Here is a 25,784-nt window from a genome sequence, read left to right as displayed (position 1 = left end):
GGAAACCAGGGCGACCGGGGCGACAGGGAGGTATTCACGCCGGCTTTACGTAACGCCTGCCGTTGTTGACTGGACCGCACGTTTTAAGCCATAAAAAAAGCCGCGATACACTCGCGGCTTACTTCAACATTTCAGGCAATTAACGTTTCAGGCGGTAGTACGCGTCGTTCCAGCGCAGCGCATCTTTGAAGGCCGGCAGGCGCGTCTCGTCATCAATCACTAGCACTTCAATGCCGTGCAGTTCGCCGTACAGGTACATATCCTCAACGTCCAGCGCCTGGCTGAACACCGTATGGTGTGCGCCGCCCGCCAGGATCCACGCTTCAGAAGCGGTGGCCAGCGACGGCTGTGCGCGCCACAGCGCGCGTGCCACCGGCAGCTTCGGCAGCGCCTGCGGCTGTTCAATGGTATCGACCACGTTGACCAGCAGACGGAAGCGGTCGCCCATGTCGATGACGCTGGCGTTCACCGCGCGACCCGCCGGCGTCGAGAAAATCAGACGCGCCGGATCGGCTTTACCGCCAATGCCGAGGAACTGCACATCAATCAGCGGCTTCTCCTCTTTGGCGATCGACGGGCACACTTCCAGCATGTGCGAGCCCAGTACCAGCTCGTTGCCCGGCGCGAAGTGGTAGGTGTAATCCTCCATAAACGAGGTGCCGCCGGCGCGCGTGCCGGCCTGTACTTTCAGGATGTGCAGCAGCGCGGCGGTTTTCCAGTCGCCTTCACCGGCGAAACCGTAGCCCTGAGCCATCAGGCGCTGAACCGCCAGACCGGGCAGCTGGGTCATACCGTGCAGCGTCTGGAAATTGGTGGTAAAGGCTTTACAGCCTTCGCTATCGAGGAAGCGCTTCAGGCCCAGCTCAATGCGTGCGGCATCCAGCACATTCTGCCGCTTGTCGCCGTTTACATACGCCGCTGCGCTGAACAGATACTGGCTCTCGTATTCGTCGACCAGCGCGTTGACATCACCGTCGCTGACGCTGTTCACCACCTCAACCAGATCGCCGACGCCCCAGCCGTTAACCGCATAGCCAAACTGAATCTGCGCTGCCACTTTATCGCCTTCGGTGACCGCCACTTCGCGCATATTGTCACCGAAGCGCGCCACTTTCAGCTGCTGGCTGGCCTGCTTCGCCAGGGCGGCATTGATCCAGCGCGCAATACGCTGCTGGCTGGTTTTATCCTGCCAGTGACCGGTCACTACGCTGTGCTGCAGACCCATGCGCGCGCCAATGAAGCCGAACTCACGGCCGCCGTGCGCGGTCTGGTTCAGGTTCATGAAGTCCATGTCCATGCTGTCCCACGGAATTTCCGCATTGAACTGGGTATGAAACTGCAGCAGCGGTTTATGCAAAATACTCAGTCCGCCAATCCACATTTTTGCCGGCGAAAAGGTGTGCAGCCAGGTAATGATACCGACGCACTGACTGTCGTGATTGGCCTCGCGGCACAGCGCAAGCGCTTCATCCGGTGATTTCACCAGCGGCTTCAGCTCAAGCGGCACCGGCAGCGTACCGGCCTGGTTGAGGCCGTTCATCACCTGGCGCGCATGCTGCTCAACCTGGCGCAGGGTTTCCGCTCCGTAGAGATGCTGTGTACCAATCACAAACCAGACTTTCTGTTCCATTCATCGCTCCTTTACTTAGCGGATGCGGCGCGCGCGGCGTACTGCGGTTCAGCCGCCTGGCACCAGTGTTGATAACGTTGATAAAGCTGCTGATAAGTCGCCACGCGCGCGCTGTCCGGCTGCAGGGTGACGGCAATCGGACTGGCCATCACCTGCTGCGCCGCCGGCACATCGGGGTAAACGCCGGCGGCAACGGCGGCAAAAATCGCCGCGCCCAGCGCACAGCACTCATCGGAAGCGACAATGTCCAGCGGCCGGTTCATCACATCGCAGCAGGCCTGCATGATGGCAGGGGATTTGCGCGCAATGCCGCCGAGCGTCAGGATGTTCTGCACCGGAATCTGCTGCTGCTCGAAGCACTCCATGATGGCGCGTGCGCCAAAGGCGGTGGCGGCAATCAGGCCGCCGAACAGCGCCGGCGCATCGGTGCCGAGGTTGAGGTCGGTAATCACGCCTTTCAGGCGCTGGTTGGCGTCCGGCGTGCGGCGACCGTTAAACCAGTCCAGCACCACCGGCAGGTGATCGAGTTGCGGATTTGCCGCCCAGGCGTCGGTCAGCTGGCGGATCAGATCCTGCTGCAGCGCGGCCAGCTGCGGCTGTAATTCAGGATGGCGCTGCGCCGCCTGCTGTAGTGGCCAGCCGAGCAGGCGACTGAACCAGGCATAGATGTCGCCGAACGCCGATTGTCCGGCTTCACAGCCGATGGCGCCCGGCATCACGCTGCCGTCGACCTGACCGCAGATGCCTTTGATCGCGCGATCGCCCACCTGTTCGCTGTCGGCGATCAGGATGTCGCAGGTCGAGGTGCCGATGACTTTCACCAGCGTGTACGGCTGTGCGCCCGCGCCAACCGCGCCCATGTGGCAGTCAAAGGCGCCACCGGACAGCACCACCTGTTCTGACAGGCCAAGACGCTGCGCCCATTCGCCCGACAGCGTGCCGACCGGCACATCGGCGGTAAAGGTATCGCTGAACAGCGGCGAATCGAGCTGTTCCACCAGCATGGGGTCGAGCGCGCGAAAGAACGCCGCCGGCGGTAAACCCTGCCATTCCGGATGCCACAGTGATTTGTGCCCGGCGGCGCAGCGTCCGCGCCGCAGATCGGCCGGTGCGGTGGTACCGCTCAGCAGCGCGGGCACCCAGTCGCACAGTTCTACCCACGACACCGCCGCCTCTCGCACCGCGGCATCGGCACGCGACACGTGCAAAATTTTGGCCCAGAACCATTCGGAGGAGTAAACGCCGCCGATGTAGCGGGTAAAGTCGGTGAACTGGCCGCTGCGGCACAGGCTGTTGATCTCTTCGGCTTCTTCTATGGCGGTGTGATCTTTCCACAGCACAAACATGGCGTTGGGATTGCTGGCGAATTCCGGACGCAGCGCGAGGACGTTGCCGTCGCGATCGATGGGGGCCGGCGTCGAGCCGGTAGAATCGACGCCAATACCCACCACCGCGGCGCGCTGCGCCGGACTTAACGCCTGCACCACGCTGACGATGGCCTGTTCCAGCGCATCAATATAATCCTGAGGATGATGACGAAAGCGGTTGGCGTGGGCATCGCAGAATTCACCCTTAGCCCAGCGCGGATAGTTGACCACCGCCTTTTCCAGCTCTTTACCGCTGTGGCACTCCACGGCCAGCGCCCGTACCGAGTCACTGCCGAAATCCAGCCCAATTGTTATGGCACCCGCGCTCATCGGGATTCTCCTGTGTGAGTTGTCTCGCTCTATCCTGGAATGGGGCGCGGGCGGCGGTTAGTCATCAGCGGCTGAGAATATGCACTTTTCTGTCATCGGCGGGGTTGTGTGATCGACAGCAAAAGTTAATGTCCGGTTAATTTTGCTGAATATATGGAGAATTTAGTCATCGTTTTGGGATGTGATACCGCTCTACATTTTTCCGCGCTTTTCCCGCTACAACTAGCCCAGCGTTTGCACAGCCTTTGTACAACCTTTGAGCTAACGCGCTGATTTTGCGCTGTACCCGAACGTGAAATCTGATTGGTAGCGTTTACACCGATTCGTTGATAACAGCGATAAAACACCATTGTGCCGGAGAGCATCATGCATAAATTCACTAAAGCACTGGCGGCCGCAGGCCTCGCCGCGCTTATGTCACAATCCGCTATCGCCGAGACCATGAAGCTCGGTTTTCTCGTCAAACAGCCGGAGGAACCCTGGTTCCAGACCGAGTGGAAATTCGCCGATAAGGCCGGCAAAGATCTCGGCTTTGAAGTGATCAAAATTGCCGTGCCGGACGGTGAAAAAACCCTGAACGCTATCGATAGCCTGGCGGCGAGCGGCGCCAAAGGCTTTGTCATCTGTACCCCGGATCCTAAGCTGGGCTCAGCCATCGTCGCCAAAGCACGCAGCTATGACCTGAAAGTGATTGCCGTGGATGACCAGTTTGTCACCGCCAAAGGCAAGCCGATGGATACCGTACCGCTGGTGATGATGGCAGCGACCAAAATCGGCGAGCGTCAGGGCCAGGAGCTGTACAAAGAGATGCAGAAACGCGGCTGGGATGTGAAGCAAACCGCCGTCATGGCGATTACCGCTAACGAACTGGATACCGCGCGCCGCCGCACCGGTGGTTCGATGGCCGCGCTGAAAGCCGCCGGCTTCCCGGAGAAGCAGATTTATCAGGTGCCGACCAAATCCAACGATATCCCGGGCGCGTTTGACGCCGGTAACTCGCTGCTGGTGCAGCATCCGGAAGTGAAGCACTGGCTGATTGTCGGCATGAACGACAACACCGTGCTGGGCGGCGTGCGCGCCACCGAAGGCCAGGGCTTCAAGGCACCGGACGTGATCGGTATCGGCATCAACGGCGTGGATGCGGTAAGCGAGCTGTCGAAGGGCGCGCCAACCGGCTTCTACGGTTCCCTGCTGCCAAGCCCGGACGTGCACGGCTACAAGAGCAGCGAAATGCTCTACAACTGGGTGACCAAAGGACAGGAGCCAGCGAAATTCACCGAAGTGACCGACGTGGTGCTGATCACCCGCGACAATTTCAAAACCGAGCTGGCGAAGAAAGGGCTGATGTAAGTCGGTTTTAAGCCGTCCTCAATGTGATGTTAATTAACAGTCAGCCGGCATAGTTCGTGCTGTAGCAAGGCGGCAGGCACGTTTATCCCCGGGAGCTTACTGAGGTCAGTGACCGGGGTAAATGTGCGCAGCCAACGCCGCTACGGTGCGAAATATAGAGGCTCAGGAGTTCCCATGAACACGGATCCAGCATTTCTGTCATTTCATGGCATCAGCAAAACCTTCCCTGGCGTGAAAGCGCTGCAGGATATCTCTTTTCAGTGCCGCGCCGGGGAAGTGCACGCGCTGATGGGAGAAAACGGCGCGGGCAAATCCACGCTGCTGAAAATCCTCAGCGGCAGCTATCAGCCCAGCGGCGGCGAAATCCGCATCAAAGGCACAGCGAAAAGCTTCAGCAATACCGTTGATGCGCTGGATGCCGGCGTGGCGATCATTTACCAGGAGCTGCATCTGGTACCGGAAATGAGCGTGGCGGAGAACATCTATCTTGGCCAGCTGCCGCACAAGCGCGGGCTGGTTAACCGCAAGCTGCTGCGCTACGAAGCCGGTCTGCAGCTGAAAAATCTTGGCATGGATATCGACCCCGACATGCCGCTGAAATACCTGTCGCTCGGTCAGTGGCAGATGGTCGAAATCGCCAAAGCGCTGGCGCGCAACGCGCGCATCATCGCCTTTGATGAGCCGACCAGTTCGCTGTCGGCGCGCGAAATTGAGCATCTGTTCCGCGTGATTCGCCAGCTGCGTGAGCAGGGCCGGGTGGTGCTGTACGTGTCGCATCGCATGGAAGAAATTTTCGCGCTGAGCGATGCCATTACGGTGTTTAAGGATGGGCGCTACGTGCGCACCTTCACGGATATGGCCAATACCCACCATGACGATCTGGTGGAGGCGATGGTCGGACGCAACCTCGGAGATATCTATGGCTACGCGCCACGTGAGCTGGGCCCCGTGCGTCTGCAGCTGGACCAGGTGGAAGCGAAAGGCGTGCGGATGCCGATATCGCTGACGGTGCGCGCCGGAGAAATTGTCGGTCTGTTTGGACTGGTCGGTGCCGGCCGCAGCGAACTGATGAAAGGGCTGTTTGGTGCCACCCGGCTGCGCGCAGGCACGGTCACGCTGGACGGTAAGCAGCTCAACATCCGCGAACCGATTGATGCCATCCGCGCCGGCATCATGCTGTGCCCGGAAGATCGCAAAGCCGAAGGCATCATCCCGGTGCACTCGGTGCGCGAGAACATCAATATCAGCGCGCGCCGCCACAACCTGAGTGCCGGCTGTCTGATCAAACCGGGCTGGGAAGCGAAAAACGCGGACCACCACATTCGCTCGCTGAACATCAAAACGCCGGGCGCGCATCAGCTGATCATGAATCTGTCCGGTGGCAACCAGCAGAAGGCGATTCTGGGCCGCTGGCTGTCGGAGGAGATGAACGTGATCCTGCTCGACGAACCGACGCGCGGCATTGATGTCGGCGCCAAACATGAAATCTATAACCTGATTTATCAGCTGGCGAACAAAGGGATCGCGGTGCTGTTTGCCTCCAGCGATCTGCCCGAAGTGATGGGACTGGCCGACCGCATCGTGGTGATGCGCGAAGGTGAGATTGCCGGTGAACTGCCCCACGACGCCGCCACGGAGCAGCTGACGCTGAGCCTGGCCATGCCGAAAACCACTCAAGCGGCCGCCGTGGCCTGAGGTAAAGGAGAGTAAAAATGGCTTCATCTACCACGTCCAATACGCCACCGGTGCAGCGCAGTGGCCTGCAGCTCGGGCGCATCTGGGACAACTTCGGCATGCTGGTGGTGTTTGCGCTGCTGTTTATCGTCTGCGCCATCTTCGTGCCTAATTTTGGCACCTTTATCAACATGAAAGGGCTGGGTCTGGCGATGTCGATGTCCGGCATGGTGGCGTGCGGCATGCTGTTCTGCCTCGCCTCCGGCGATTTCGACCTGTCGGTGGCGTCGGTGATTGCCTGCGCTGGCGTCGTCACCGCCGTGGTGATCAACATGACCGAAAGCCTGTGGATCGGCGTCGCCGCCGGCCTGCTGCTCGGTATGGCCACCGGCTTCGTTAACGGCTTCGTGATTGCGCGTCTCAAAATTAACGCGCTGATCACCACGCTGGCGACCATGCAGATTGTGCGCGGCCTGGCCTATATCTTCTCCGACGGTAAAGCGGTGGGGATTGAGGATGAGCGCTTTTTCACCCTCGGCTACGCCAACTGGCTGGGCGTGCCGGCACCGATCTGGCTGACCATCGCCACCATGATCGTGTTCGGTTTCCTGCTGAACAAAACCACCTTTGGCCGCAACACGCTGGCGATTGGTGGCAACGAGGAAGCGGCGCGGTTGGCCGGGGTCCCGGTGGTGCGCACGCGCATCATCATCTTTATCCTTTCCGGGCTGGTATCAGCGGCGGCCGGCATTATCCTGGCTTCACGCATGACCAGCGGTCAGCCGATGACCTCGCTCGGCTATGAGCTGATCGTCATCTCCGCCTGCGTGCTGGGTGGCGTGTCGCTGAAGGGCGGTATCGGCAAGATTTCCTACGTGGTCGCCGGGGTATTGATTCTGGGTACCGTCGAGAATGCGATGAATTTATTGAATATCTCGCCATTCTCACAGTATGTGGTGCGCGGTTTGATACTGTTAGCGGCGGTGATCTTTGACCGTTACAAACAGAAAAGCAGAACCGCCTGATCCCGCGGGCGCAGCCGCAACGCTGCGCCCCAACGTCACGCGAACCGGGAGATCCTTATGTACCACCGCGAAGCGCCGAGTGAACAGCAAAATCCGTTACTGCCGGGCTATCCGTTTAACGCCTGGCTGGTGGCCGGACTGACGCCGATCAACGCCGGCGATCAGCTCGATTTTTTTATTGATCGCCCGCACGGCATGAAAGGTTACATCCTCAATCTGACCATTAAAGGCCAGGGTCGGGTGTTTGACGGGGCGTCAGCGTTTGACTGCGAGCCTGGCGACCTGCTGCTGTTTCAGCCAAAAACGCCGCACTATTATGGCCGCGCGCCGGACAGTCCGTGCTGGCATCATCGCTGGGTCTATTTCCGTCCGCGCGCCTACTGGACCGACTGGCTGCAGTGGCAGGATCAGAACCAGGGCGTTGGCCGGCTGCGGCTGCCGGATGCGCTGCGCGCCGAATTTGACCGCCTGTTTGCCAGCATCGAACAGACGCACAACTCCGGACGTCGCTTTGCCGAAGAGCTGGCGATGAATCTGCTGGAGCGCCTGCTGCTGCGTGCAGTGGAAGAGGATCCGCGCAGCCATCAGCAAATTCGCGATCCGCGCGTGATTGAAGCCTGCCAGTACGTCACCAATCATCTGGCCAGCGAGGTGAAAATCGAGGAAGTGGCGCGCCACGTCTGCCTGTCGCCGTCGCGTCTGGCCCACCTGTTCCGCGAGCAGATGGGGATCAACCTGTTGCGCTGGCGCGAAGATCAGCGGGTGATCCGCGCCAAGCTGCTGCTGCAAACCACTCAGGAACCGATCGCCTCGGTGGGGCGCGAGGTCGGCTACGACGACCAGCTCTACTTCTCGCGCGTGTTCCGCAAGCGGGTGGGCGTCAGTCCGAGCGATTTCCGCCGCCGCAGTCAGGATGCGCACGACGCGCTGGTGGCCCAGGAGAGCTGGCAACCGGCACGGAGTGCGATCTCCTGAGCTTTCAGGTGATTCCGCCTTGTTCTTACTGACTGATTCGTCTTAAATCAGTCAGGTCACGAACAAGAGGAATGAGAATGAGCGATAAACTACGTGTCGGCCTGATCGGCTACGGATTTGCCAGCAAAACCTTCCATGCGCCGCTGATCGCCGGTACGCCAGACGTTGAGCTGGCGGCGATCTCCAGCAGCGATGCCAGTAAAGTGCACGCTGACTGGCCGTCGGTGCAGGTGGTGGCCGATCCTCAGGCGCTGCTGGATGACCCGACGCTGCACCTGATTGTAATTCCTACCCCTAACGACACCCATTTCCCGCTCGCCAAAGCGGCACTCAATGCCGGCAAGCATGTGGTGGTCGATAAACCGTTTACCGTGACACTGTCACAGGCGCGCGAGCTCGATCAGCTGGCCAAAGCCAAAGGGCTGCTGCTGTCGGTGTTCCACAACCGCCGCTGGGACAGCGATTTCCTGACGCTGAAAACGCTGCTGAACGACGGCACGCTGGGCGAGGTGCGCTATCTGGAGTCGCACTTTGACCGTTTCCGTCCGGAAGTGCGTCAGCGCTGGCGCGAAATGAAAGGCCCGGGCAGCGGGATCTGGTTCGATCTTGGACCGCACGTGCTGGACCAGGCGTTGCAGCTGTTTGGACCGCCGGTGGCGATCAACGTCGACATGGCTGAACTGCGTCCGGGCGCGCAAACCACCGATTACTTCCACGCGGTGCTGACTTATCCCACCCGGCGCGTGGTGCTGCACGCCAGCATGCTGGTGGCCGCGGAATCGGCGCGTTTCGTGGTGCACGGCACGCGCGGCAGCTACGTTAAGTACGGGCTCGATCCGCAGGAGGACCGTCTGAAAGCCGGTGAACGTCCGCCGCGTGAAGAGTGGGGCTACGACATGCGCAACGGCACGCTGACGCTGGCCGAGGGCGAAGTGATGGTGGAGAAAGAGCTGCTGACGCTGCCGGGCAACTATCCGGCCTATTATGCGGCGATCCGCGACGCCATTGCCGGTAACGGTGCCAACCCGGTTACGGCGGAAGAGGCGATTCAGGTGATGGAGCTGATTGAGCTTGGCCTGCAGTCGGCGGAGAAACGCCAGACCCTGTCACTGAAGTAAACCGGACGGCGTTATCGCCAGCCGGTCAACAAGGAGCGCAATCTGCGCTCCTTTTTTATGGCTTATGCCGCCACGCGCTGGCGCAGCGCGGCTTTCTCCGCCTCGGTTAAAAAGGCGATGGCAATGCCGTTCTCCTGCGCCTGACGGATCTCGGTGGCGCTCAGGCCCGCCTGCGGTGCAGCGACCTCATATTCATGCGCCAGCTCAATGCCCTGTACCGCCGGATCGTCAGTGTTGATGGTTGCCAGAATGCCATGCTGCAGGAACGCCTTCAGCGGATGGCTGGCCAGCGAGGCCACGGTGCTGGTCTGAATGTTCGACGTCAGGCAGGATTCAACGCCAATGCGCTGTTCGGCGAGGAAATCCATCAGCGCGCGGTCTTCAATCGCTTTGACACCGTGACCGATGCGCTCAGCGCCCAGCTCGCGGATCGCCTGCCAGATGCTCTCCGGTCCGGCGGCTTCACCGGCATGTACGGTGATGCGGAATCCGGCATCGCGGGCGCGGTTAAAGTGGCTGAGGAATTCGCTGCCCGGGAAGCCCAGTTCGTCACCGGCCAGATCGACGGCAGTGATGCCGTCGCGGTGCGCCAGCAGACCTTCCAGCTCGCGCAGGCAGGCTTCTTCGCCGAAGGTGCGGCTCATGATGCCAATCAGCTTCACATCAACGCCATACTGCTGTACGCCCGCGCGCACACCATCAATCACCGCTTCCACCACGCCGGCAATCGGCAGCTGATGGTTCATTGCCATATAGCCCGGGGAGAAGCGCAGCTCAGCGTAATGGATACCGGCCTGCGCGGCGTCAGCGACGTTTTCCAGCGCAATGCGGCGGCAGGCGTCGAGATCGCCCAGCACTTTGACGCCCCAGTCAAGCTTCTGCAGGAAGCTCACCAGGTCCGGCTGGTTGGCGGTCACCTGCACGTGCGGACGCAGCGTATCCAGCGTATCGGCGGGCAGCGCAAGATTGAACTGACGACCTAAATCAAGGATGGTCTGGGCGCGGATATTGCCATCGAGGTGGCGGTGAAGGTCGGTGAGGGGAAGTTTCGCATCAATCATGTCGCACTCGCTGAATTAACGTAAAGTGCAGACCATTATAAAAACATCTTGCGCAACCGCGCCAGTGATTTGCGCAAAGCGGGCAGCGGATGCTGAATTAATCAGCATTCGCTGTGGTTCAGAACGATTGCAGTGCGGCAATCAGCCGGTCCAGCCCGTCATCCAGCTTGCTGCGCGGGCAGCCAGCGTTGAGACGCAGATAGCTGCGGCTGGCGCTGCCGTAAGTGCTGCCTGGCATAATCGCCACCTTATGCTGCTGGATCAGCCGCTGCTGCAGCGCGACGTCATCAATCGCCAGCGGCGCGGTGTCAATCCATGCCAGATAAGTGGCCTGCGGCGGTTGCCAGTTAAGCCCGGCAAACGCCGCGTTGAGCCGTTGCGCAATGTGCTGCATATTGGCACGCAGATAATCGCGCAGCGCGTCGAGCCAGGGTGCGCCGTGACGGTAGGCGGCAATGGTGGCAGCCAGCGCCATCACTGCCGGTGACGACAGCCCGTCCTGCTGCTTCAGCGCGTGAAACCACGCCTGGCGGTCGTCCGCGTCCGGGATAATACCCCAGGCGCCGGTCAGCGCCGGAATATTGAAGCTCTTCGAGGCCGAGGTAAACAGCGCCCAGCGGCCTTGTGCCACCTCGCACCACGGCGTGTGGCGCGCCGCGCTCAGCACCATATCCATATGGATTTCGTCGCTGATCACGCTCACGCCATGCCGTTCGCACAGTGCCGCCATCTGCTGCAGCTCTGCGCGCTGCCACACTTTGCCGGTGGGATTGTGCGGGCTGCACAGTAACATCGCCTTACAGCGCGGCCGCGCCAGCAGGGTTTCCAGCTCAGCCATATCACAGCGCCATGTGTCGCCAGTGCGCTGCAACGGCAGTTCCAGCACCCTGCGCTGATTCCCGATGATTGTCTGGTAAAACGCATCATAGGCGGGCGTGTGAATCAGTACTTCATCCTCCGCCTGCGTCCAGTGGCGCAGCAGCTGCGCCACCATATAAATCACCGACGGGCCGTACACCAGTGACTCTGCCGCGATCTCGCTGGCAAAGCGGCTGCGCATCCAGTGCTGCAGGGCGGAGAGGAAATCCTCGTGCTGCCAGCGGCTGTAGCCCAGCACGCCGTGATTCAGCCGCTGCTGCAACGCGTCAATGATGCAGGGAGCGGTGGCGAAATCCATGTCCGAGATGGTGAAGGGCAGCAGATCTGGCACGCCAAAGCGGTCGGCGACAAAGTCCCACTGCGTGCACCAGCTGCCATGGCGATCCACTACCCGATCAAAATTAAACGCCTGCATGTTTACACCGTCGCGCTCATCAGATGGGCCATTTCATCTTTGACCGACTGCACCTGCGGGCCAATGACTACCTGCAGATTGGTCTGATTGAGGTGCACCACGCCGATGGCGCCGTTGGCTTTTAGCGCGGCATCGTCGACCTTGCTCATGTCGGCCACCGACAGGCGCAGGCGCGTCAGGCAGTTATCCAGCGAGGTGATGTTGTCAACGCCACCCAGCGCCGCGAGAATCGCTGGCGTGTTGTAGCCGGATTTGCCCACGCCGGCGCGGCTGACCTGCTGCTCAACGCGGCTGGTTTCTGCTTCGCGGCCAGGTGTTTTGATGTTGAAGCGGGTGATGGCGAAACGGAAGATGGCGTAGTAACCCACAAACCACACGGCGGCAATCACCGGCACCCAGTACCATTTGGTAGAAAGGCCGTGCAGCACGCCAAACACGAAGAAGTCGATCACGTTACCGTCGGTATTACCGATGGTCACGCCAAGCATCGCCATCACGGTGAAGCCGAGACCGGTCAGCAGCGCGTGGATCAGATACAGTACCGGTGCGACAAACAGGAACAGGAACTCGATCGGTTCGGTGGTGCCGCCGACCACGCAGGCAACCACGCCCGAAATCAGCAGGCCTTTAATTTTGTGTCGGTTTTCCGGGCGCGCGCAGTGATAAATCGCCAGCGCTGCCCCCGGCAGGCCGCCAAGGAATGCCGGCATTTTACCCTGCGACAGGAAGCGGGTAGCGCTTTCCGCGAAGCCGTGAGTTTCCGGACACGCCAGCTGCGCCTGGAAGATGGTCAGCGCGCCGCTGACGCTGTGACCACACACCTCCATGGTGCCACCGGCATCGGTGAAGCGAATAATCGCCACCAGAATATGCTGCAGGCCAAACGGCAGCAGCAGACGTTCTCCGGTGCCGAAGATCATCGGGCCGAATTCGCCCGCGCTGTTGATCATCCAGCCAAGACCGGTGATCGCGCGCGCAAAGAAAGGCCAGATCAGCGGTACCACCAGCCCCAGCAGGCCCATCACCACGGTGGTGATAATCGGCACAAAGCGCGTGCCGCCGAAGAATGCCAGCGCATCCGGCAGGCGAATATTGTGAAAACGCTCGTGCAGCCAGAACACCACAATGCCGACAATCACCGCGCCGAGAATACCGGTGTCGATGGACTGAATGCCGAGAATGTTCTGCACGTTATTGGCTTTCAGCACCGCCGCATCGGTAGTCGGCAGAATCCCGTTGATGTTCAGCCAGAAGTTAACGCTGAGATTGAGCACCGCAAAGCCGACGAAGCCGGCAAACGCCGCTACGCCTTTGTTTTCCCGCGCCATGCCCAGCGGGATGGCGATGGCAAACATCACCGGCAAATAGCTAAAGGCAAAGGAGCCGATTTTCGCCATCCAGATAAACAGGTATTGCAGGAACGGCTGGTCGAGCAGCGGAATCAACGTCAGTACATCATGGCTGCTGAGCGAACTGCCGATCCCCAGCATGATGCCGCAAAACGACAGCAGCGCCACGGGTAGCATGAAGGTTTTCCCCAGGCTCTGGAAAAATTCCCAGAGCGACATTTTGGGTTGGCTGTGAGGCATAGTCTCTCCTGGCTAAAAAGTAACAAGCGGGTAAAGTGGTGGAGGATGATAAAACGTTTTATCAGAGCTTTTTGTGGTGATAATCACAAAGCGTGACGAGCATCAGGCTTTATTTTTATGCGAATCAGTGTAACGTTTTACCTCTTTGAATTTTCCGGCAACGAAAAGCGTCACACTATGTCCCAGCAGAAAATCACCATCCATGATGTCGCGCAGGCCGCTGGCGTATCGGTCAGCACGGTATCGCTGGTGCTGTCCGGCAAAGGGCGCATTTCACCCGCCACCGCCGCGCGGGTGAATCAGGCGATTGAGCAACTCGGCTATGTGCGTAATCGCTCGGCCTCCATGCTGCGCGGTGGTGAGAGCGGGGTGATTGGCCTGATCGTGCGCGATCTCAGCCAGCCCTTTTATGCAGCAATGACGGCGGGACTGAGTGAGGTGCTGGAGCAGCAGGGCAAAGTGCTGGTGCTGACGCAGAGTGGTCAGCACGGCCAGCATCTGCAGCGCTGTTTTGATTCACTGGCGGCGCAGGGTGCCGATGGCATTGTGCTGGGCGGCGCGGTGGCGCAGGCGGAATCGCTGCGGCTGCAGGCGCAGGAGCAAAATATTGCGCTGATCTGCGCCGCGCGCGCCAGCAGTCTGGAGAAAGTCGATTCGCTGCGTCCGGATAACAGCCAGGCGGCGCGGATGGCCACCGAGTATCTGATCAAACAGGGACATCAGCGCATTGCCTGGGTGGGCGGTCTGGGGTCCTCACTGACGCGCGCCGAACGTATCGGCGGCTATTGCGCCACGCTGCTGCAGTACGGTTTGCCGTTTCGCCCGGACTGGATTATTGAATGTGACGATCGCCAGCAGAGCGTCTCTGCGCTGACGCAGGCGCTGCTGCATCAGCATCCGCGTATTACCGCTATCCTGGCCCACAATGCCAGCACCACGCTCGGCTGCTATTTCGGCGCGCTGCGCAGCGGCCGCACCCTCGGGGAAGATGCCGTGGACAGTTACTACACCCAGCAGCTGGCGCTGGTCGGCTTCAACGACGATCCGCAGCCTGAGCTGAACGATCCGGCATTGACGTTTGTCAGCAGTGAAGCGCGCATCGTCGGGCGGCGCGCGGCAGAACGCATATTACAGCGCCTGGCGCAGCCACAGGCCGATGTGCAGACGTTAATCGTGCCGCCGCAGCTGGTGCAGGGCTGCTAAGCCTGTCGCCCGCCCGGCGTCAGGTCATTATTCGCCACGTTTCTGTTACCGCTGCTTACCGTTTGTCAGCCGGCCTGTGATCATCGTTCTGCTTATGCATTGCGGGCCAGCAGAAAATAAAGATTAAACTTCGGCATCAAATCCTGACACGAAATTGTCATAATATGGCCAGCGTTAAATGAAAATCAACGCGTTAGCCATTTTTCTGAATTCCGCGAATTTTGTATTGATTAATATTCTTTACCGGCCGCGCCTGTATTTTATTCAGGCTGGCTGATGTTATTACCTGTCACAAAATGTGTATTTTCTTATTGTTTAGCGCGGGTTTACTTGCTCGCTGGATTTGTGACTGGCGAGGAATATACTGCCAGCTATGCTTATTTTTCCTGTGCCGGGGCACGTATGAAAATAATCGTAAATGGGAAAGGTTATCCGGAAAAGAGAAATATCATCGTCAACGATTCACACCATTATCTCAATCTGAAATATAAAAATATCTGGTTTTATCGTAACGCCGTCAGGCAGAAAATCCGCAAAGCCAATAAGTTGTTTATTTTCGCGCCGCTACCGTTCTCGGTGCCGGACGATGCACAAATCATCCATCTTTTTAATGAAGTGGCCTGCACAAAAAAACGCTGGATAGCGACATTTGAAACCGAAATTCCGCGCGTGCTGCCGGTGCCGGGCATGGCCAAACTGCATAATCCACAATTGCAGAAACAACTCAAACTGATCGCGGCACCGCAGTGTACGGCGCTGCTGGCCATTTCCGACGCGACGAAAAAGATTCAAATCAAGCTGTTACAGGCGTTTCCGCAGCAGGCTGCAGCCATTTTGCCCAAACTGCATACACTGCATCCGCCGCAGGCAATTATCTGTGATCGGACCAGACTGGTGAATCAGGCGAAGCTGACGTTCAGCTTTGTCGGCAATGAGTTTTATCGTAAAGGTGGGGCGGAAGTGGTGCTGGCGTTTAGCGAGCTGCTGGCAGAAGGCATCATTCACCCCGACAGCGTGCAGGTGAATTTAACGGGCAACCTGAAGCATCGCTATAATATCGCGCACGGCGCACAGCAGGATGACGCGCAATTTCATCAGCGGATTGAAGACCTGATTAATCAGCAGGCAATCTTCAGGCATGAAACATTTTTGCAAAATGATCGGCTGATGAAAATGCTCGAACAGACCGATGTGGGATTATTACCGACCTGGCAGGATACCTACGGCTTTTCAGTGCTGGAAATGCAGGCGTGCGGCTGTCCGGTCATTACCACTAATGTGCGCGCACTGCCGGAAATAAACCCGGCTTCGGCCGGCTGGATTATTGATTGTCCGCTGAATGATATGTTTGAAATCAACATCGCTTCAGCGCAGGAGAAACTGGCGATCAGGGACAGGATTATTGCGCAGCTCAAACAGATCATCACACAGATAATGGCGCAGCGCGAGGCGATCAGCACCCGCTCGGTGCGGGCGCTGCAAAGAATTAAAGACCAGCACGATCCGGCGCGCTTTCGCGCCCGTCTCGACGCCTTTTATCAGCAGACAGCACAGGTGAATCGTGCCCCGGGCGTCAGCGCTAAAGAGATTTGACGCATGAATCACGCCGGGTGGAGGACGCGGATCCCCGGTTATCGCCGGTGGCGCTGACGCAACGGCCAGCGCGCACGGCATTAGCGGGCTCTGGCCGTCAGACTAAAATAGGGATGTTTTCCTGCCAGCAGCAGCAAAAACTCATATTCTCCCTGACTGAGCGGCGACGGTTTAGCTGCGGACTCCTTCATCTGCCAGACCCGCAGGCTGAGGTCGAAGCGTTCAGCCGCGTGCAGTTGGGTCATGCCCGTGGCGATGCGTAAGTCACGCACATCAGTCTGAACCGGAACAATGTGCTGCAATGATTGATGGCTCATAAGTTCTTCTCTTTCTGTGGCCTGTCCCTGGCGGTATGGTTATCGGCTGCGAGCTATGCCGGGTCAGAGACGGCAAGCTTTTCTGTCGCGAAGCTGCCGGTGGCTGAAACGGGGCGCTGGCCGGCGGGCTGAGCGCTGTCCAGCGGGCTGTCAGAAAAGTTAAAATGACTGATCACCGCAGCCAGCGTTCCGGTACGGCCATTCAGGCTGCCGGCCGAGGCGGCAATCTCTTTCACCAGGGCGGCATTCTGCTGGGTGACGCGATCCAGATCGGTCACGGCCAGCGTAACCTGGGCAATGCCTTTGCTCTGTTCGTCTGACGCCAGCGCAATCTGGCCAATCAGCGACGTAACGGCGGAAACGCTTTGCGTGGCGCTGTCCATGATGGCGCCGGCGCGCTGCGCGGTCTGCGCGCCCTCGCCAACGCGCGTCACGGTGCCATTAATCAGCCCTTCGATCTCCTTCGCGGCGCTGGCGCTGCGTTGTGCCAGCGTGCGCACTTCAGCGGCCACCACGGCGAAGCCGCGTCCCTGCTCGCCGGCGCGGGCGGCTTCAACAGCCGCGTTCAGTGCCAGAATATTGGTCTGAAATGCGATGCTGTTAACCGTGGCGGTGAACTGACGGATTTTATCGGCCTCGGCGGCGATATCGGCCATCATCGCTGACACGCTTTTCACCAGCGCTTCGCCGTCGCGCGTGGTGCGCGCCGCATCCTCAGCCAGCTCGCGCGCTTCGCCCGCGCTGTGGGCATTTTTCTCTACGGTGGCGCTAAGCTGCTCCATGCTGGCCGAGGTCTGCTCGAGCGCAGCCGCCTGGCGGGTGGTGCGGTCGGACAGATCGGCATTGCCGCTGGCGATATCCGCAGACTCCTTGCGTAGCACGTCGGTGTTGTCATGCACGGCACGCACCGTGGTCAGCAGGCTCTGCTGCATCAGCCTGACCAGCGGAATCAGCTGACCCACACAGTTGCGGCCAAAATCCTGCGGTTCCCGCGTAAGATCGCCAGCGGCGATGCCGCGGAAATGTTCCCGCAGCGCCCCCAGCGGCCGTACCAGATGCGTGACCAGAAAACGGTCACAGAACAGCAGCAGCGCGAGCATCAGCAGTGCAGCAATGCCAAAGGCCATTTGCAGACGCTGGCGATCGGACTGGTCGGCATGGTTATTCGCTGCGATGTCGCGCTGCAGGAAATGCAGGCGCTCAGCCGCAGGCACCGCAAAGTCAGCCGGCGATGCGGTGAGGGCGGTACGCAGCGGCGCCCAGTCGCTATCGGCCGGGGCATCGGCCGCTACAGCCGCTTTCGCCGCCGTGGTTCCCGATGCCATCACTAAACTTGCGCGATTGAGAAACAGCAGTTGGCTGGTCAGGGTGGCGTTATGCAGTTCGCGCTGATGCATGTCGCGCAGCACCGTGCTGCCATAGATCCCGGCCAGCGCCACAATCAGTAGCGCCGCGACCAGGATGCACTGCACAACCCGGCGAATGGTGAAGTTTTTAAGAAATTGCATGGTGAGTTTCCCCGGTGTCGTTTAAGACACAATGGTGTCGAGCGTTATTATTTATTGTTCGCGATAATATCGCGTACTATGGTTTAGCGTTTTAAGCATGGCAGGGAATTCTGAAAAAGAAAATGAATCGTCGATAAAATATTTCTTTCCCAAAGATATGCCAGATTAATTTACAAGAGGGTTATTTCGCCTGGCCGCGGCAGTAAAGCTCGGCGGCGGATAAATAAACTTTCATTGTTTTTGCCGTTTGCTGAAATTGAGCGTTCAGTGCCCGTTAATTTAGCTTAAGTCACGCCGCAATGATTAACAGCACTCCGCCTGCAACACGTTGGGCGTCAACAAATAATAAACGCTGCCGTGTTAACGCTAATTTCACCCGTGACCATCACCGATTATAAATTCACACTGTAAAGCACCGGGCCCGTTGGACGTCCGGTTGGCGAACCGCCGTGCGGCTCGAGACTGATCGCCAGCGTCGCCTTAACCAGCGACTGCTGTTTCTCAATCGGATACTGCTGCGGCGCACTTCCGGTGACCAGACCGAGTGAAACGGGCGCCCGGCCAGGCGGAATCAGCCACAGTTCCAGACTCTGATCCGCCCTGACCGCGCTAACCTGCAGCGGCGCCAGACTGATCACGTCCTGCCGGCGGCTGGCGCTCACCACCCATTGCTGACTGTGTTGCGCATCGGTCAGCACCGCCAGCGGTGTCATAACCGGCTCGCGCAGCCAGTAAGCCGACAGCGCTAAGCCCAGCGCGACGCAGGCGGCAGCCAGCCACGGCAGCGTCCGGCGTGCGGGGGCGACGCGCTTGTCGGGCGGCAGAGAAAGGGCAATTTTTTTCCACAGCGTTTCCGGCGGCGTGACGGGCGGCTGAGCCTGATCGAGACCCGCCAGCAGCGTCTGCCAGCGGGCGACCTGCGCCGCCAGCACCGGCTCGGCCTGCAGTCTGCGCTGAAAGCGCAATCGCGCGCTGCCGCGCAGCGTGCCGAGGGCGTACTCCGCCGCCAGGGCGTCATCCCGCTGCACCTTGTCACTCATCGTCCAACACACTCCCGCAGATGGTCCAGGCCACGTCGAATCCAGCTTTTAACCGAGCCGACCGGCTGCTGCAGCCACCCGGCAATGTCGCTATGTGATAAGCCCTGATAATAGGCCAGCGCGATCGACTGGCGCTGTTCACTGCTCAAATGCTGCAGACAGTGGTGCAGGCGGGCAACCTGGCGATCGTGCTGCTCATCCAGACTGACGTCACCCGGCGTGCTGCTCAAATCGTCGAGCCAGGCCTCATCGGCATGGAATTGTCTGGCATAGCCGCTGCGCAGCCAGTCAATACAGCGGTTGCGTACAATGTGCGTCATCCAGGTCAGGGGAGAACTGAGCGCGCTATTAAATGACGCGGCGTTGTGCCAGACCGTGATGTAGCATTCATGCAGAATCTCTTCCGCCCACGCCCGCTGGCGTAACATGCGCAGCGCTACCGCAAACAGATGCGGGGAAGTCAGCCGGTACAGCTGTTCAAAAGCCAGGCGATCGCGCTTCGCGACCGCCTGTATTAAGGCTATTTGTTGCTCAGCCTGAGAGGCGTCCATAATACTCCTGGCCGGTTTGTTTAACCTTACCGAGTATAGACAGTTATTCAGGCATTAAGACGGTATCAATAACGTCAATGACGCCATTTTTCTGGTTTACATCATAAGTGCTGATATTTGCCACATTACCCTGACCATCTTTCAGCTGAATATTATGTGGCCCATTGCTCATAATCCACAGCGGCTGACCGTTAACCGTTTTCAATTGGGCTTTACCGCCACCCTGTTTAATTTTTTGCTCCAGCGCTTTCATATCATATTTACCGGCGACCACATGGTAGGTCAGCACGCTGGTGAGTTTGGCTTTGTTTTCTGGTTTGAGTAGTGCATCAACGGTGCCGGCAGGCAGTTTGGCAAAGGCGGCGTTAGTCGGCGCAAACACCGTAAACGGGCCTTTGCCCTGTAAGGTATCGACCAGACCCGCGGCTTTAACGGCGGCGACCAGCGTAGTGTGATCCTTCGAGTTCAGGGCATTTTCAATAATGTTTTTTTGTGGATACATTGCCGCGCCGCCTACCATCACCGAATTGGCGTGCATGGCCGCCATCGCAGCGTTCGCGCCAAGCAGGGCGGCAGACAGGACGGCATAACTGATTAACTTTTTCATCATATATCCTCATTGAAGGAGCAGAAGGGTGCTCACAAAGGGATATACGTACGGTGCGGCTGAACGGATGCAGAAAAGGGTGAAATTTATTTGCCGGGGAAAAACGGCAGCCCGGAGCGGGCTGCCGCGGGGATTACTCTGGCATGCCTTCGCTGGTTGGTGCGCCTAACATGTAGCGCGACAGGAACTGCTCCAGCGTCATTTTGTCGCCATTCATGGTGACCTGACCGTTAGCGTATTGCAGGCTGGTGGTGATGTTATCGTCCTGCTGCTGGGTCAGACGGAACATCTGGCCCATCGCCGCCAGACCTTTCACCTGCTGATCGGCCAGCTTCTGCGCATCATCACCCTGATAACCTTCCGCCAGCCCGACGTGACGCATCACTTCCGTCGCCATCGGCATATTGATGCTCAGCTTGCCGTCGAGCGTTTTCAGCACGCGATCCACGGCGGCACCCAGACTCTGCGGTTCACCGGTGACGGTCGCCGGATCGTTAAAACCGACGTTAAGGTTGAACGTGCTCTCGCCTTTGTCATTTTTCCAGCTCAGCGGCGCCACGCTTACGGTCGGCGAGCCTTTCAGCAGGGTCGGCAGGTTATTTCTCAAAATGGTCTGCACGCTGGCCTGGTAGCGGATAGGATCGTCCACCACGCCAGGCTGGTTCAGCAGATCCTGCATCTGCGCGTTGTACTGGTCAGAGAAGGTTTTCACCGCCTGAGCATCAAGCTGCGCAAATTTCATCGCCAGTTTGGCTTCGCCGAACGGCTGTTTTTGCAGGCTGATGCTATCAACCTGATAATCAATCTGGCCGCCAATCTTACCGTCTTTGTTGTCGAACGAGGACTTCCCGTCCAGCTTCTCCAGCGTCAGGCCTTCCTGACCGTTGATGCTGGCGTCGAGCTTATCCAGCGTGATGGTCTGGTCGCCGACGCGCACGCCTTCCGGACTCAGGTGGGTGTCACCGCCCAGCTTCAGACCGTTAAGGGTAAACAGCACCGGTTGCTGCAGCTGGTTTTTGCTGGTGACGGCGATGCTGGAGAAGTCGCCCTGCAGACTCACTTTGTCGCCTTTGCTGTCCGCGCTGACGTTGAGCGTGCCGCCGTTAGTGGCGAGGCGATCACCGGTCTGCGCATTGCTGTAATCCACCGGCAGCAGGTGCAGCGCGGTATCGGTCGCGCCGCTGTACCCGACGCGGGTATCGGCATTAACCAGCGATTTGCCCTGAGTCAGTTCAAACAGTTTCTTCACCGCATCGGTGTTTTCCAGTTCGGTGTGCACCGAGGCCATGCTGGGGATCAGGTTGCCGCGCTTCAGCTGAGCAAACGGGAAAGGACCGTGGTCGATGGTTTCGTTGAGCACGATGCTTTGACCCGGCTTCAGCAGCGGATTGTCTTCGGTCTGCGAACTGGCCTGAATCACCAGTTTGGTTTTGCTGCTGAATACGCCACGCTGGTAATCCTGATAGCTGAGCGTCAGACGGCTATTCGGCGCGTACGCGTTGATCTGGCTGTTGGCATTTTGCAGCATCTCATCCATGTGGCTTTCCAGCTGTTTACCGGTAAACCACGCTGCGCCAGTCCAGATTACGCCGAGCGCCACAATCACACCTACGGCAACCTTGGTCTTTTTCATCGCTGAGTCGTCCTTATCCTTGCGTGCGCATACCGTTGGGCCGCGCGACGGGTGAAGAAAAACGCCCGCAGGCGTTTTTTAATTAATAGTTTGAAATAATAGCAGTTAATGCTGCAGGCGTCAGCCGCCTCACGTCAGCGCGTTGTACACCCGCGCCAGACGACCAGTCCCCGCCGCGCTCACCGGCGACTCGCTGGCTGCGACAAAGCAGGATTCGCCCGGTTGCAGTACCAGCTGCTGCCCGGCCTTTTCAATCACCGCCTGGCCTTCGATGCAGAACAGCAGGGCGGCACTGTGCTGTGCCAGCGTTTGCGGCGTGGCCGAAAGCGTATGGATGGCGAAGGCAAAATCCTCTACCGGAATCGGGAAGTTCAGGCTGTCACCCTGTGTCTGCGGCTGCGTGAGCAGCGTTGCCGCCGGTTTGGCCTCGAACTTCAGGTTGGCCAGCAGTTCCGGAATATCAATGAATTTTGGCGTCAGGCCGGCGCGCAGCACGTTATCCGAATTGGCCATCACTTCCAGCGCCACGCCTTTCAGATAGGCATGCGGCGTTTCGGCGAACAGGAACATCGCCTCACCCGGTTGCAGGGTGATGACATTCAGCAGCAGCGGTGAGAACAGGCCATTATCGTCCGGGTAGTCGCTGGCGATGGTTTTGATGGTCTGCCACGGTTCGCCTTCGCGCGCGTTCAGCGCGGATTTCAGTACGCCGAGCGCGCGGGTTTTGCTTTCGTCTTTCAGCGACAGCAGGGTAGCGAACAGTTTAGCCAGCGCGGCTTCGCTGGCGTTTTCGAGGAAATGGGCGATCTGCGGATGCGCGCCCGCGACCGGCTTTAGCAGCGAGACAATCTCAGGCAGTTCGCGAAAGCCGTTCATCGCCTGGAACGGCGTCAGGGCATACACCAGTTCGGGCTTGTGGTTAGCATCTTTATAGTTGCGCTCGGCGGCGCTGAGCGGAATGCCCGCCGCGTTTTCACGCGCGAAACCGGCTTCTGCGGCAGTTTTACTGGGATGCACCTGAATCGATAACGGCTGATCGGCGCACAGCACTTTAAACAGAAACGGCAGCTCACCGAAACGCTGCGCTACCGCGGCACCCAGCGTCGCGACCTGATCGTCATTGATCACGTCACGCAGCGAACGGGTGATGCCATTCACTTCAACGGTAGAGGGGCTTTTGGGGTGCGCGCCCATCCATAATTCCGCCATCGGCAATCCCTGCGGGTTTTCGATGCCGTAGAGTTCGGTCAGCGCGGTTTTGCTGCCCCATGCATAATTTTGCAGCGAATTGTTCAATTTTTGCATCGTTTACCCTTAATAACGGTAAGTAAATAAGCGTATTAAAGCAGAAAGTGCCATAGAAAATACACGAACAAGTGCAATAAACGCGATGGGCTCGCATAATGTTAATTTCTTGTATGTGACAATCTTGCTCGCTCTAAGGCGTCGCGGGAAGACGACTTAGGCGGAAACCTCAAAATCTGAGCTAAGGAGACGTAGTCATGGCAGCCAACCGCATTGAAAAAGATTCAATGGGTCCGATCGAAGTTCCGGCAGATAAGTTGTGGGGCGCACAAACGCAGCGTTCGCTGGAGCACTTCCGTATCTCCACCGAGAAGATGCCCGTGGCGCTGGTGCATGCGCTGGCGCTGACCAAGCGCGCCGCCGCCCAGGTTAACCGCGATCTGGGGCTGCTGCCGGCTGAACGGGCCGGGGCGATTATCGACGCCGCTGACGAGGTGCTGGCCGACCAGCACAGCGACGAGTTCCCGCTGGCCATCTGGCAGACCGGCTCTGGCACCCAGACCAACATGAACATGAATGAAGTGCTGGCGAACCGCGCCAGCGAACTGCTGGGCGGCGAGCGCGGCATGTCGCGCAAAGTGCATCCGAATGATGATGTTAACAAGAGCCAGAGCTCCAACGATGTGTTCCCGACGGCGATGCACGTTGCCGCGGTGATTGCGCTGCGCGAACAGCTGATCCCGCAAATTGAAGTGCTGAAAAATACCCTGAGCGAGAAGTCGGCTGCGTTTAAAGACATCGTTAAAATTGGTCGTACCCACCTGCAGGACGCCACACCGCTGACGCTCGGCCAGGAAATTTCCGGCTGGGTTGCCATGCTGGAGCACAATCTGAAGCACATCGAACACAGTATTCCGCACGTCGCCGAGCTGGCGCTGGGCGGCACCGCGGTCGGTACCGGTCTGAATACCCATCCGGAATATGCGGTGCGCGTGGCGAAAGCGCTGGCCGACCTGACGCAGCAACCCTTTGTCACTGCGCCCAACAAGTTTGAAGCGCTGGCGACCTGCGATGCGCTGGTGCATGCGCACGGCGCGCTGAAAGGCCTGGCCGCCTCGCTGATGAAAATCGCTAACGACGTGCGCTGGCTGTCGTCCGGTCCGCGCTGCGGCATCGGTGAAATCAGCATTCCGGAAAATGAGCCCGGCAGCTCGATCATGCCAGGCAAAGTCAATCCTACCCAGTGTGAAGCGCTGACCATGCTGTGCTGTCAGGTGATGGGCAATGACGTGGCGGTGAACATGGGCGGTGCATCCGGTAACTTCGAACTCAACGTCTACCGGCCAATGGTGATCCACAACTTCCTGCAGTCGGTACGGCTGCTGGCCGACGGCATGGACAGCTTCAATCACCATTGCGCGGTGGGCATTGAGCCCAACCGCGAGCGCATCGATCAGCTGCTCAACGAGTCGCTGATGCTGGTTACCGCGCTGAATACTCATATCGGCTATGACAAAGCGGCGGAAATTGCCAAGCAGGCGCACAAACAGGGGCTGACGCTGAAAGCCTCGGCGCTGCAGCTCGGCTACCTGACCGAAGCGCAGTTTGACGAATGGGTGCGGCCGGAAGAGATGGTTGGCAGCATGAAGCAATAGCTTTACTGCCGGACACTACAGCGCGACCTGTCGCGCTGTTTTTTTTGCCTTACAGACGGTCACTCCATAAATGCAGCCGCGGGATGATCAGATGCAGCGGCTGCGCCAGCGGCTTGTAACGGTGCGTGATGTTTTCAGCATCGTAATCCAGCAGTTCACCCAGCGTCGGCACCTGCGTACGATCGCGGCACAACACCAGCAGCGGCGAAGGGCAGGCCAGCTGCAGCTGTTTTTTCTCGCTGGCGCGCCACAGCCGCGCGATAGGTTGCACTTTGACCGGCCGCTTGATCTTCAGCTGCGCGCCGTCCGGCAATGACCGCACCCGCTCCAGCTCCTGCTGCACTTTCTCTGCCCACTGTTCGCGCGTCCACGGCGCCTGCGCGCGGTTCGCCTTCAGGCTGCGCTCCAGTTGCTCGACGATGGCCTCGCGCGTCACTTTCTTGATGATGTTTTTATTCGCCCAGCCAAAACGCAGCGTATCCGGCGCCTGCAGTAGCGTGACGCTGCGGTAGGCGTTGAGCGTGAGCAGGCCACGCAGATGCTGGTGCACAAACTCAAAACGCGCCTCGCTCGGCAGGCCGGAGTCGACGGTAATCAATTGCTCCAGCCGCTGTTTAAGGGTGTTGATGGTCGTGACCTGCTGCTCCAGTCGCTGGCTGGCCGCCTCATCCGCTTCAATACAGAGGGCGCCAGGCAGACGCACCGCCGCTTTGGTGCTGAGTTTTTCTGACTGATGCTGCATAAACAGGCGACAATAGTGGGCGAGGGCCATTTCGCGCGCGCGTTTACCGAGATGCTGGGTCACCGCGATGCGGTTGATTTCATCATGCTCTTTGCCTTTCTCGATCTCCGGCAGGCTGAATACGCGCGCCAGCAACAGCGGCTGCTGTTCAACCGACGCGCGCAGTGCAGTGAGTTCTCGCTCCAGCGTATTCACGCATTCGTGTAAATCAGCCACCAAATCATAGCGAGCCATCGCGGTTCTCCATAGTTACAACATACCTAAGGGTGGCACTTAA

Annotated in this window: 21 protein-coding genes; 8 read left to right on the top strand and 13 right to left on the bottom strand. The window is 59.0% G+C overall.

Features of this window, described 5'->3' with window-relative positions; all coding sequences use genetic code 11:
- Positions 1 to 139 precede the first annotated feature (139 nt).
- Positions 140 to 1,630 (bottom strand): L-arabinose isomerase, encoded by a 1,491-nt coding sequence (gene araA, locus K7H94_RS10135; protein WP_222950993.1) that lies wholly within the window; start codon positions 1,628 to 1,630, stop codon positions 140 to 142.
- Between the two features lie 11 nt (positions 1,631 to 1,641).
- On the bottom strand, positions 1,642 to 3,327 hold the full coding sequence (locus K7H94_RS10130) for a ribulokinase (RefSeq protein ID WP_222950992.1): 1,686 nt from the start codon (positions 3,325 to 3,327) through the stop codon (positions 1,642 to 1,644).
- Between the two features lie 366 nt (positions 3,328 to 3,693).
- On the opposite strand from K7H94_RS10130, the gene K7H94_RS10125 reads away from it, so the two are divergent.
- The 5 genes from K7H94_RS10125 to K7H94_RS10105 all read left to right on the top strand — a co-directional run bounded on the left by K7H94_RS10125 (position 3,694) and on the right by K7H94_RS10105 (position 9,469).
- Positions 3,694 to 4,677, top strand: coding sequence for an arabinose ABC transporter substrate-binding protein (locus tag K7H94_RS10125; RefSeq protein ID WP_021506179.1), 984 nt, complete (start codon positions 3,694 to 3,696; stop codon positions 4,675 to 4,677).
- Positions 4,678 to 4,851: 174 nt separating this feature from the next.
- On the top strand, positions 4,852 to 6,372 hold the full coding sequence (araG, locus tag K7H94_RS10120; RefSeq protein WP_021506178.1) for an L-arabinose ABC transporter ATP-binding protein AraG: 1,521 nt from the start codon (positions 4,852 to 4,854) through the stop codon (positions 6,370 to 6,372).
- Between the two features lie 17 nt (positions 6,373 to 6,389).
- The gene (gene araH / locus K7H94_RS10115) at positions 6,390 to 7,376 is read left to right on the top strand and encodes an L-arabinose ABC transporter permease AraH (protein WP_021506177.1); all 987 of its coding nucleotides are present in this window, start codon (positions 6,390 to 6,392) and stop codon (positions 7,374 to 7,376) included.
- 57 nt (positions 7,377 to 7,433) lie between these two features.
- Positions 7,434 to 8,351, top strand: a complete 918-nt coding sequence (gene araC, locus K7H94_RS10110; RefSeq protein WP_021506176.1) for an arabinose operon transcriptional regulator AraC — start codon at positions 7,434 to 7,436, stop codon at positions 8,349 to 8,351.
- Between the two features lie 77 nt (positions 8,352 to 8,428).
- Entirely contained in the window at positions 8,429 to 9,469 is a 1,041-nt protein-coding gene (locus K7H94_RS10105) for an oxidoreductase (protein ID WP_058780626.1), read from the top strand.
- Between the two features lie 62 nt (positions 9,470 to 9,531).
- Here K7H94_RS10105 and add read toward each other — a convergent pair whose 3' ends face one another.
- From add to malX, 3 genes are all read right to left on the bottom strand, one after another.
- Entirely contained in the window at positions 9,532 to 10,530 is a 999-nt protein-coding gene (add, locus tag K7H94_RS10100; protein WP_088515841.1) for an adenosine deaminase, read from the bottom strand.
- Positions 10,531 to 10,648: 118 nt separating this feature from the next.
- Positions 10,649 to 11,824: a MalY/PatB family protein gene (locus K7H94_RS10095; RefSeq protein WP_222950991.1), complete on the bottom strand. Its 1,176-nt coding sequence runs from the start codon at positions 11,822 to 11,824 to the stop codon at positions 10,649 to 10,651.
- A 2-nt stretch (positions 11,825 to 11,826) separates the two neighbouring features.
- Positions 11,827 to 13,413 carry a maltose/glucose-specific PTS transporter subunit IIBC gene (gene malX, locus K7H94_RS10090; RefSeq protein WP_031279154.1) on the bottom strand — a complete coding sequence of 529 codons (1,587 nt, stop codon included), beginning with the start codon at positions 13,411 to 13,413 and terminating at the stop codon, positions 11,827 to 11,829.
- A gap of 177 nt (positions 13,414 to 13,590) precedes the next feature.
- Between malX and malI the strand changes: the two genes are divergently transcribed.
- Together malI and K7H94_RS10080 are read left to right on the top strand one after the other, a co-directional pair.
- Positions 13,591 to 14,616 (top strand): Mal regulon transcriptional regulator MalI, encoded by a 1,026-nt coding sequence (gene malI, locus K7H94_RS10085; RefSeq protein ID WP_222950990.1) that lies wholly within the window; start codon positions 13,591 to 13,593, stop codon positions 14,614 to 14,616.
- Between the two features lie 402 nt (positions 14,617 to 15,018).
- A complete protein-coding gene (locus K7H94_RS10080) occupies positions 15,019 to 16,209 on the top strand; it encodes a glycosyltransferase (RefSeq protein ID WP_222950989.1) in 1,191 nt (396 codons plus the stop codon).
- An 80-nt stretch (positions 16,210 to 16,289) separates the two neighbouring features.
- Here the strand turns inward: K7H94_RS10080 and K7H94_RS10075 are convergent, their stop codons facing one another.
- The 7 genes from K7H94_RS10075 to manA form a co-directional block, all read right to left on the bottom strand.
- Positions 16,290 to 16,526, bottom strand: a complete 237-nt coding sequence (locus K7H94_RS10075; RefSeq protein ID WP_021506169.1) for a hypothetical protein — start codon at positions 16,524 to 16,526, stop codon at positions 16,290 to 16,292.
- Between the two features lie 53 nt (positions 16,527 to 16,579).
- Positions 16,580 to 18,034 carry a methyl-accepting chemotaxis protein gene (locus tag K7H94_RS10070; RefSeq protein WP_223815618.1) on the bottom strand — a complete coding sequence of 485 codons (1,455 nt, stop codon included), beginning with the start codon at positions 18,032 to 18,034 and terminating at the stop codon, positions 16,580 to 16,582.
- Positions 18,035 to 18,426: 392 nt separating this feature from the next.
- Positions 18,427 to 19,074 (bottom strand): anti-sigma factor, encoded by a 648-nt coding sequence (locus tag K7H94_RS10065; RefSeq protein WP_222950988.1) that lies wholly within the window; start codon positions 19,072 to 19,074, stop codon positions 18,427 to 18,429.
- On the bottom strand, positions 19,071 to 19,625 hold the full coding sequence (locus K7H94_RS10060) for a sigma-70 family RNA polymerase sigma factor (protein WP_222950987.1): 555 nt from the start codon (positions 19,623 to 19,625) through the stop codon (positions 19,071 to 19,073). Before K7H94_RS10060 ends, K7H94_RS10065 begins: the two co-directional genes overlap by 4 nt.
- 43 nt (positions 19,626 to 19,668) lie before the next feature.
- Positions 19,669 to 20,232 carry a fasciclin domain-containing protein gene (locus tag K7H94_RS10055; RefSeq protein ID WP_150058560.1) on the bottom strand — a complete coding sequence of 188 codons (564 nt, stop codon included), beginning with the start codon at positions 20,230 to 20,232 and terminating at the stop codon, positions 19,669 to 19,671.
- Positions 20,233 to 20,365: 133 nt separating this feature from the next.
- The gene (locus K7H94_RS10050; RefSeq protein ID WP_222950986.1) at positions 20,366 to 21,865 is read right to left on the bottom strand and encodes a YdgA family protein; all 1,500 of its coding nucleotides are present in this window, start codon (positions 21,863 to 21,865) and stop codon (positions 20,366 to 20,368) included.
- Between the two features lie 129 nt (positions 21,866 to 21,994).
- Positions 21,995 to 23,170, bottom strand: a complete 1,176-nt coding sequence (manA, locus tag K7H94_RS10045; RefSeq protein ID WP_222950985.1) for a mannose-6-phosphate isomerase — start codon at positions 23,168 to 23,170, stop codon at positions 21,995 to 21,997.
- A gap of 197 nt (positions 23,171 to 23,367) precedes the next feature.
- On the opposite strand from manA, the gene fumC reads away from it, so the two are divergent.
- Positions 23,368 to 24,765 (top strand): class II fumarate hydratase, encoded by a 1,398-nt coding sequence (fumC, locus tag K7H94_RS10040; protein ID WP_021506162.1) that lies wholly within the window; start codon positions 23,368 to 23,370, stop codon positions 24,763 to 24,765.
- Between the two features lie 49 nt (positions 24,766 to 24,814).
- On the opposite strand, the gene tus is transcribed toward fumC, so the two are convergent.
- Positions 24,815 to 25,741: a DNA replication terminus site-binding protein gene (tus, locus tag K7H94_RS10035; RefSeq protein WP_222950984.1), complete on the bottom strand. Its 927-nt coding sequence runs from the start codon at positions 25,739 to 25,741 to the stop codon at positions 24,815 to 24,817.
- Positions 25,742 to 25,784 lie beyond the last annotated feature (43 nt).

Origin of the sequence: Pantoea dispersa (assembly GCF_019890955.1) — a bacterium.
GTDB classification, from domain to species: Bacteria; Pseudomonadota; Gammaproteobacteria; order Enterobacterales; family Enterobacteriaceae; genus Pantoea; species Pantoea dispersa.
The sequence above is the reverse complement of the archived record's forward strand: the minus strand, read 5'-3'. Positions and strand labels throughout refer to the sequence as shown.

Excerpts from the sequence above, each read along its gene's own strand:
- K7H94_RS10080 (WP_222950989.1), top strand. The coding sequence starts at position 15,019 with ATGAAAATAATCGTAAATGGGAAAGGTTATCCGGAAAAGAGAAATATC.
- add (WP_088515841.1), bottom strand. The coding sequence starts at position 10,530 with ATGATTGATGCGAAACTTCCCCTCACCGACCTTCACCGCCACCTCGAT.
- araA (WP_222950993.1), bottom strand. The coding sequence starts at position 1,630 with ATGGAACAGAAAGTCTGGTTTGTGATTGGTACACAGCATCTCTACGGA.
- K7H94_RS10075 (WP_021506169.1), bottom strand. The coding sequence starts at position 16,526 with ATGAGCCATCAATCATTGCAGCACATTGTTCCGGTTCAGACTGATGTG.
- malX (WP_031279154.1), bottom strand. The coding sequence starts at position 13,413 with ATGCCTCACAGCCAACCCAAAATGTCGCTCTGGGAATTTTTCCAGAGC.
- araG (WP_021506178.1), top strand. The coding sequence starts at position 4,852 with ATGAACACGGATCCAGCATTTCTGTCATTTCATGGCATCAGCAAAACC.
- K7H94_RS10105 (WP_058780626.1), top strand. The coding sequence starts at position 8,429 with ATGAGCGATAAACTACGTGTCGGCCTGATCGGCTACGGATTTGCCAGC.
- K7H94_RS10050 (WP_222950986.1), bottom strand. The coding sequence starts at position 21,865 with ATGAAAAAGACCAAGGTTGCCGTAGGTGTGATTGTGGCGCTCGGCGTA.
- K7H94_RS10065 (WP_222950988.1), bottom strand. The coding sequence starts at position 19,074 with ATGAGTGACAAGGTGCAGCGGGATGACGCCCTGGCGGCGGAGTACGCC.
- malI (WP_222950990.1), top strand. The coding sequence starts at position 13,591 with ATGTCCCAGCAGAAAATCACCATCCATGATGTCGCGCAGGCCGCTGGC.
- K7H94_RS10060 (WP_222950987.1), bottom strand. The coding sequence starts at position 19,625 with ATGGACGCCTCTCAGGCTGAGCAACAAATAGCCTTAATACAGGCGGTC.
- manA (WP_222950985.1), bottom strand. The coding sequence starts at position 23,170 with ATGCAAAAATTGAACAATTCGCTGCAAAATTATGCATGGGGCAGCAAA.
- araH (WP_021506177.1), top strand. The coding sequence starts at position 6,390 with ATGGCTTCATCTACCACGTCCAATACGCCACCGGTGCAGCGCAGTGGC.
- fumC (WP_021506162.1), top strand. The coding sequence starts at position 23,368 with ATGGCAGCCAACCGCATTGAAAAAGATTCAATGGGTCCGATCGAAGTT.
- K7H94_RS10055 (WP_150058560.1), bottom strand. The coding sequence starts at position 20,232 with ATGAAAAAGTTAATCAGTTATGCCGTCCTGTCTGCCGCCCTGCTTGGC.
- araC (WP_021506176.1), top strand. The coding sequence starts at position 7,434 with ATGTACCACCGCGAAGCGCCGAGTGAACAGCAAAATCCGTTACTGCCG.
- tus (WP_222950984.1), bottom strand. The coding sequence starts at position 25,741 with ATGGCTCGCTATGATTTGGTGGCTGATTTACACGAATGCGTGAATACG.
- K7H94_RS10125 (WP_021506179.1), top strand. The coding sequence starts at position 3,694 with ATGCATAAATTCACTAAAGCACTGGCGGCCGCAGGCCTCGCCGCGCTT.
- K7H94_RS10095 (WP_222950991.1), bottom strand. The coding sequence starts at position 11,824 with ATGCAGGCGTTTAATTTTGATCGGGTAGTGGATCGCCATGGCAGCTGG.
- K7H94_RS10130 (WP_222950992.1), bottom strand. The coding sequence starts at position 3,327 with ATGAGCGCGGGTGCCATAACAATTGGGCTGGATTTCGGCAGTGACTCG.
- K7H94_RS10070 (WP_223815618.1), bottom strand. The coding sequence starts at position 18,034 with ATGCAATTTCTTAAAAACTTCACCATTCGCCGGGTTGTGCAGTGCATC.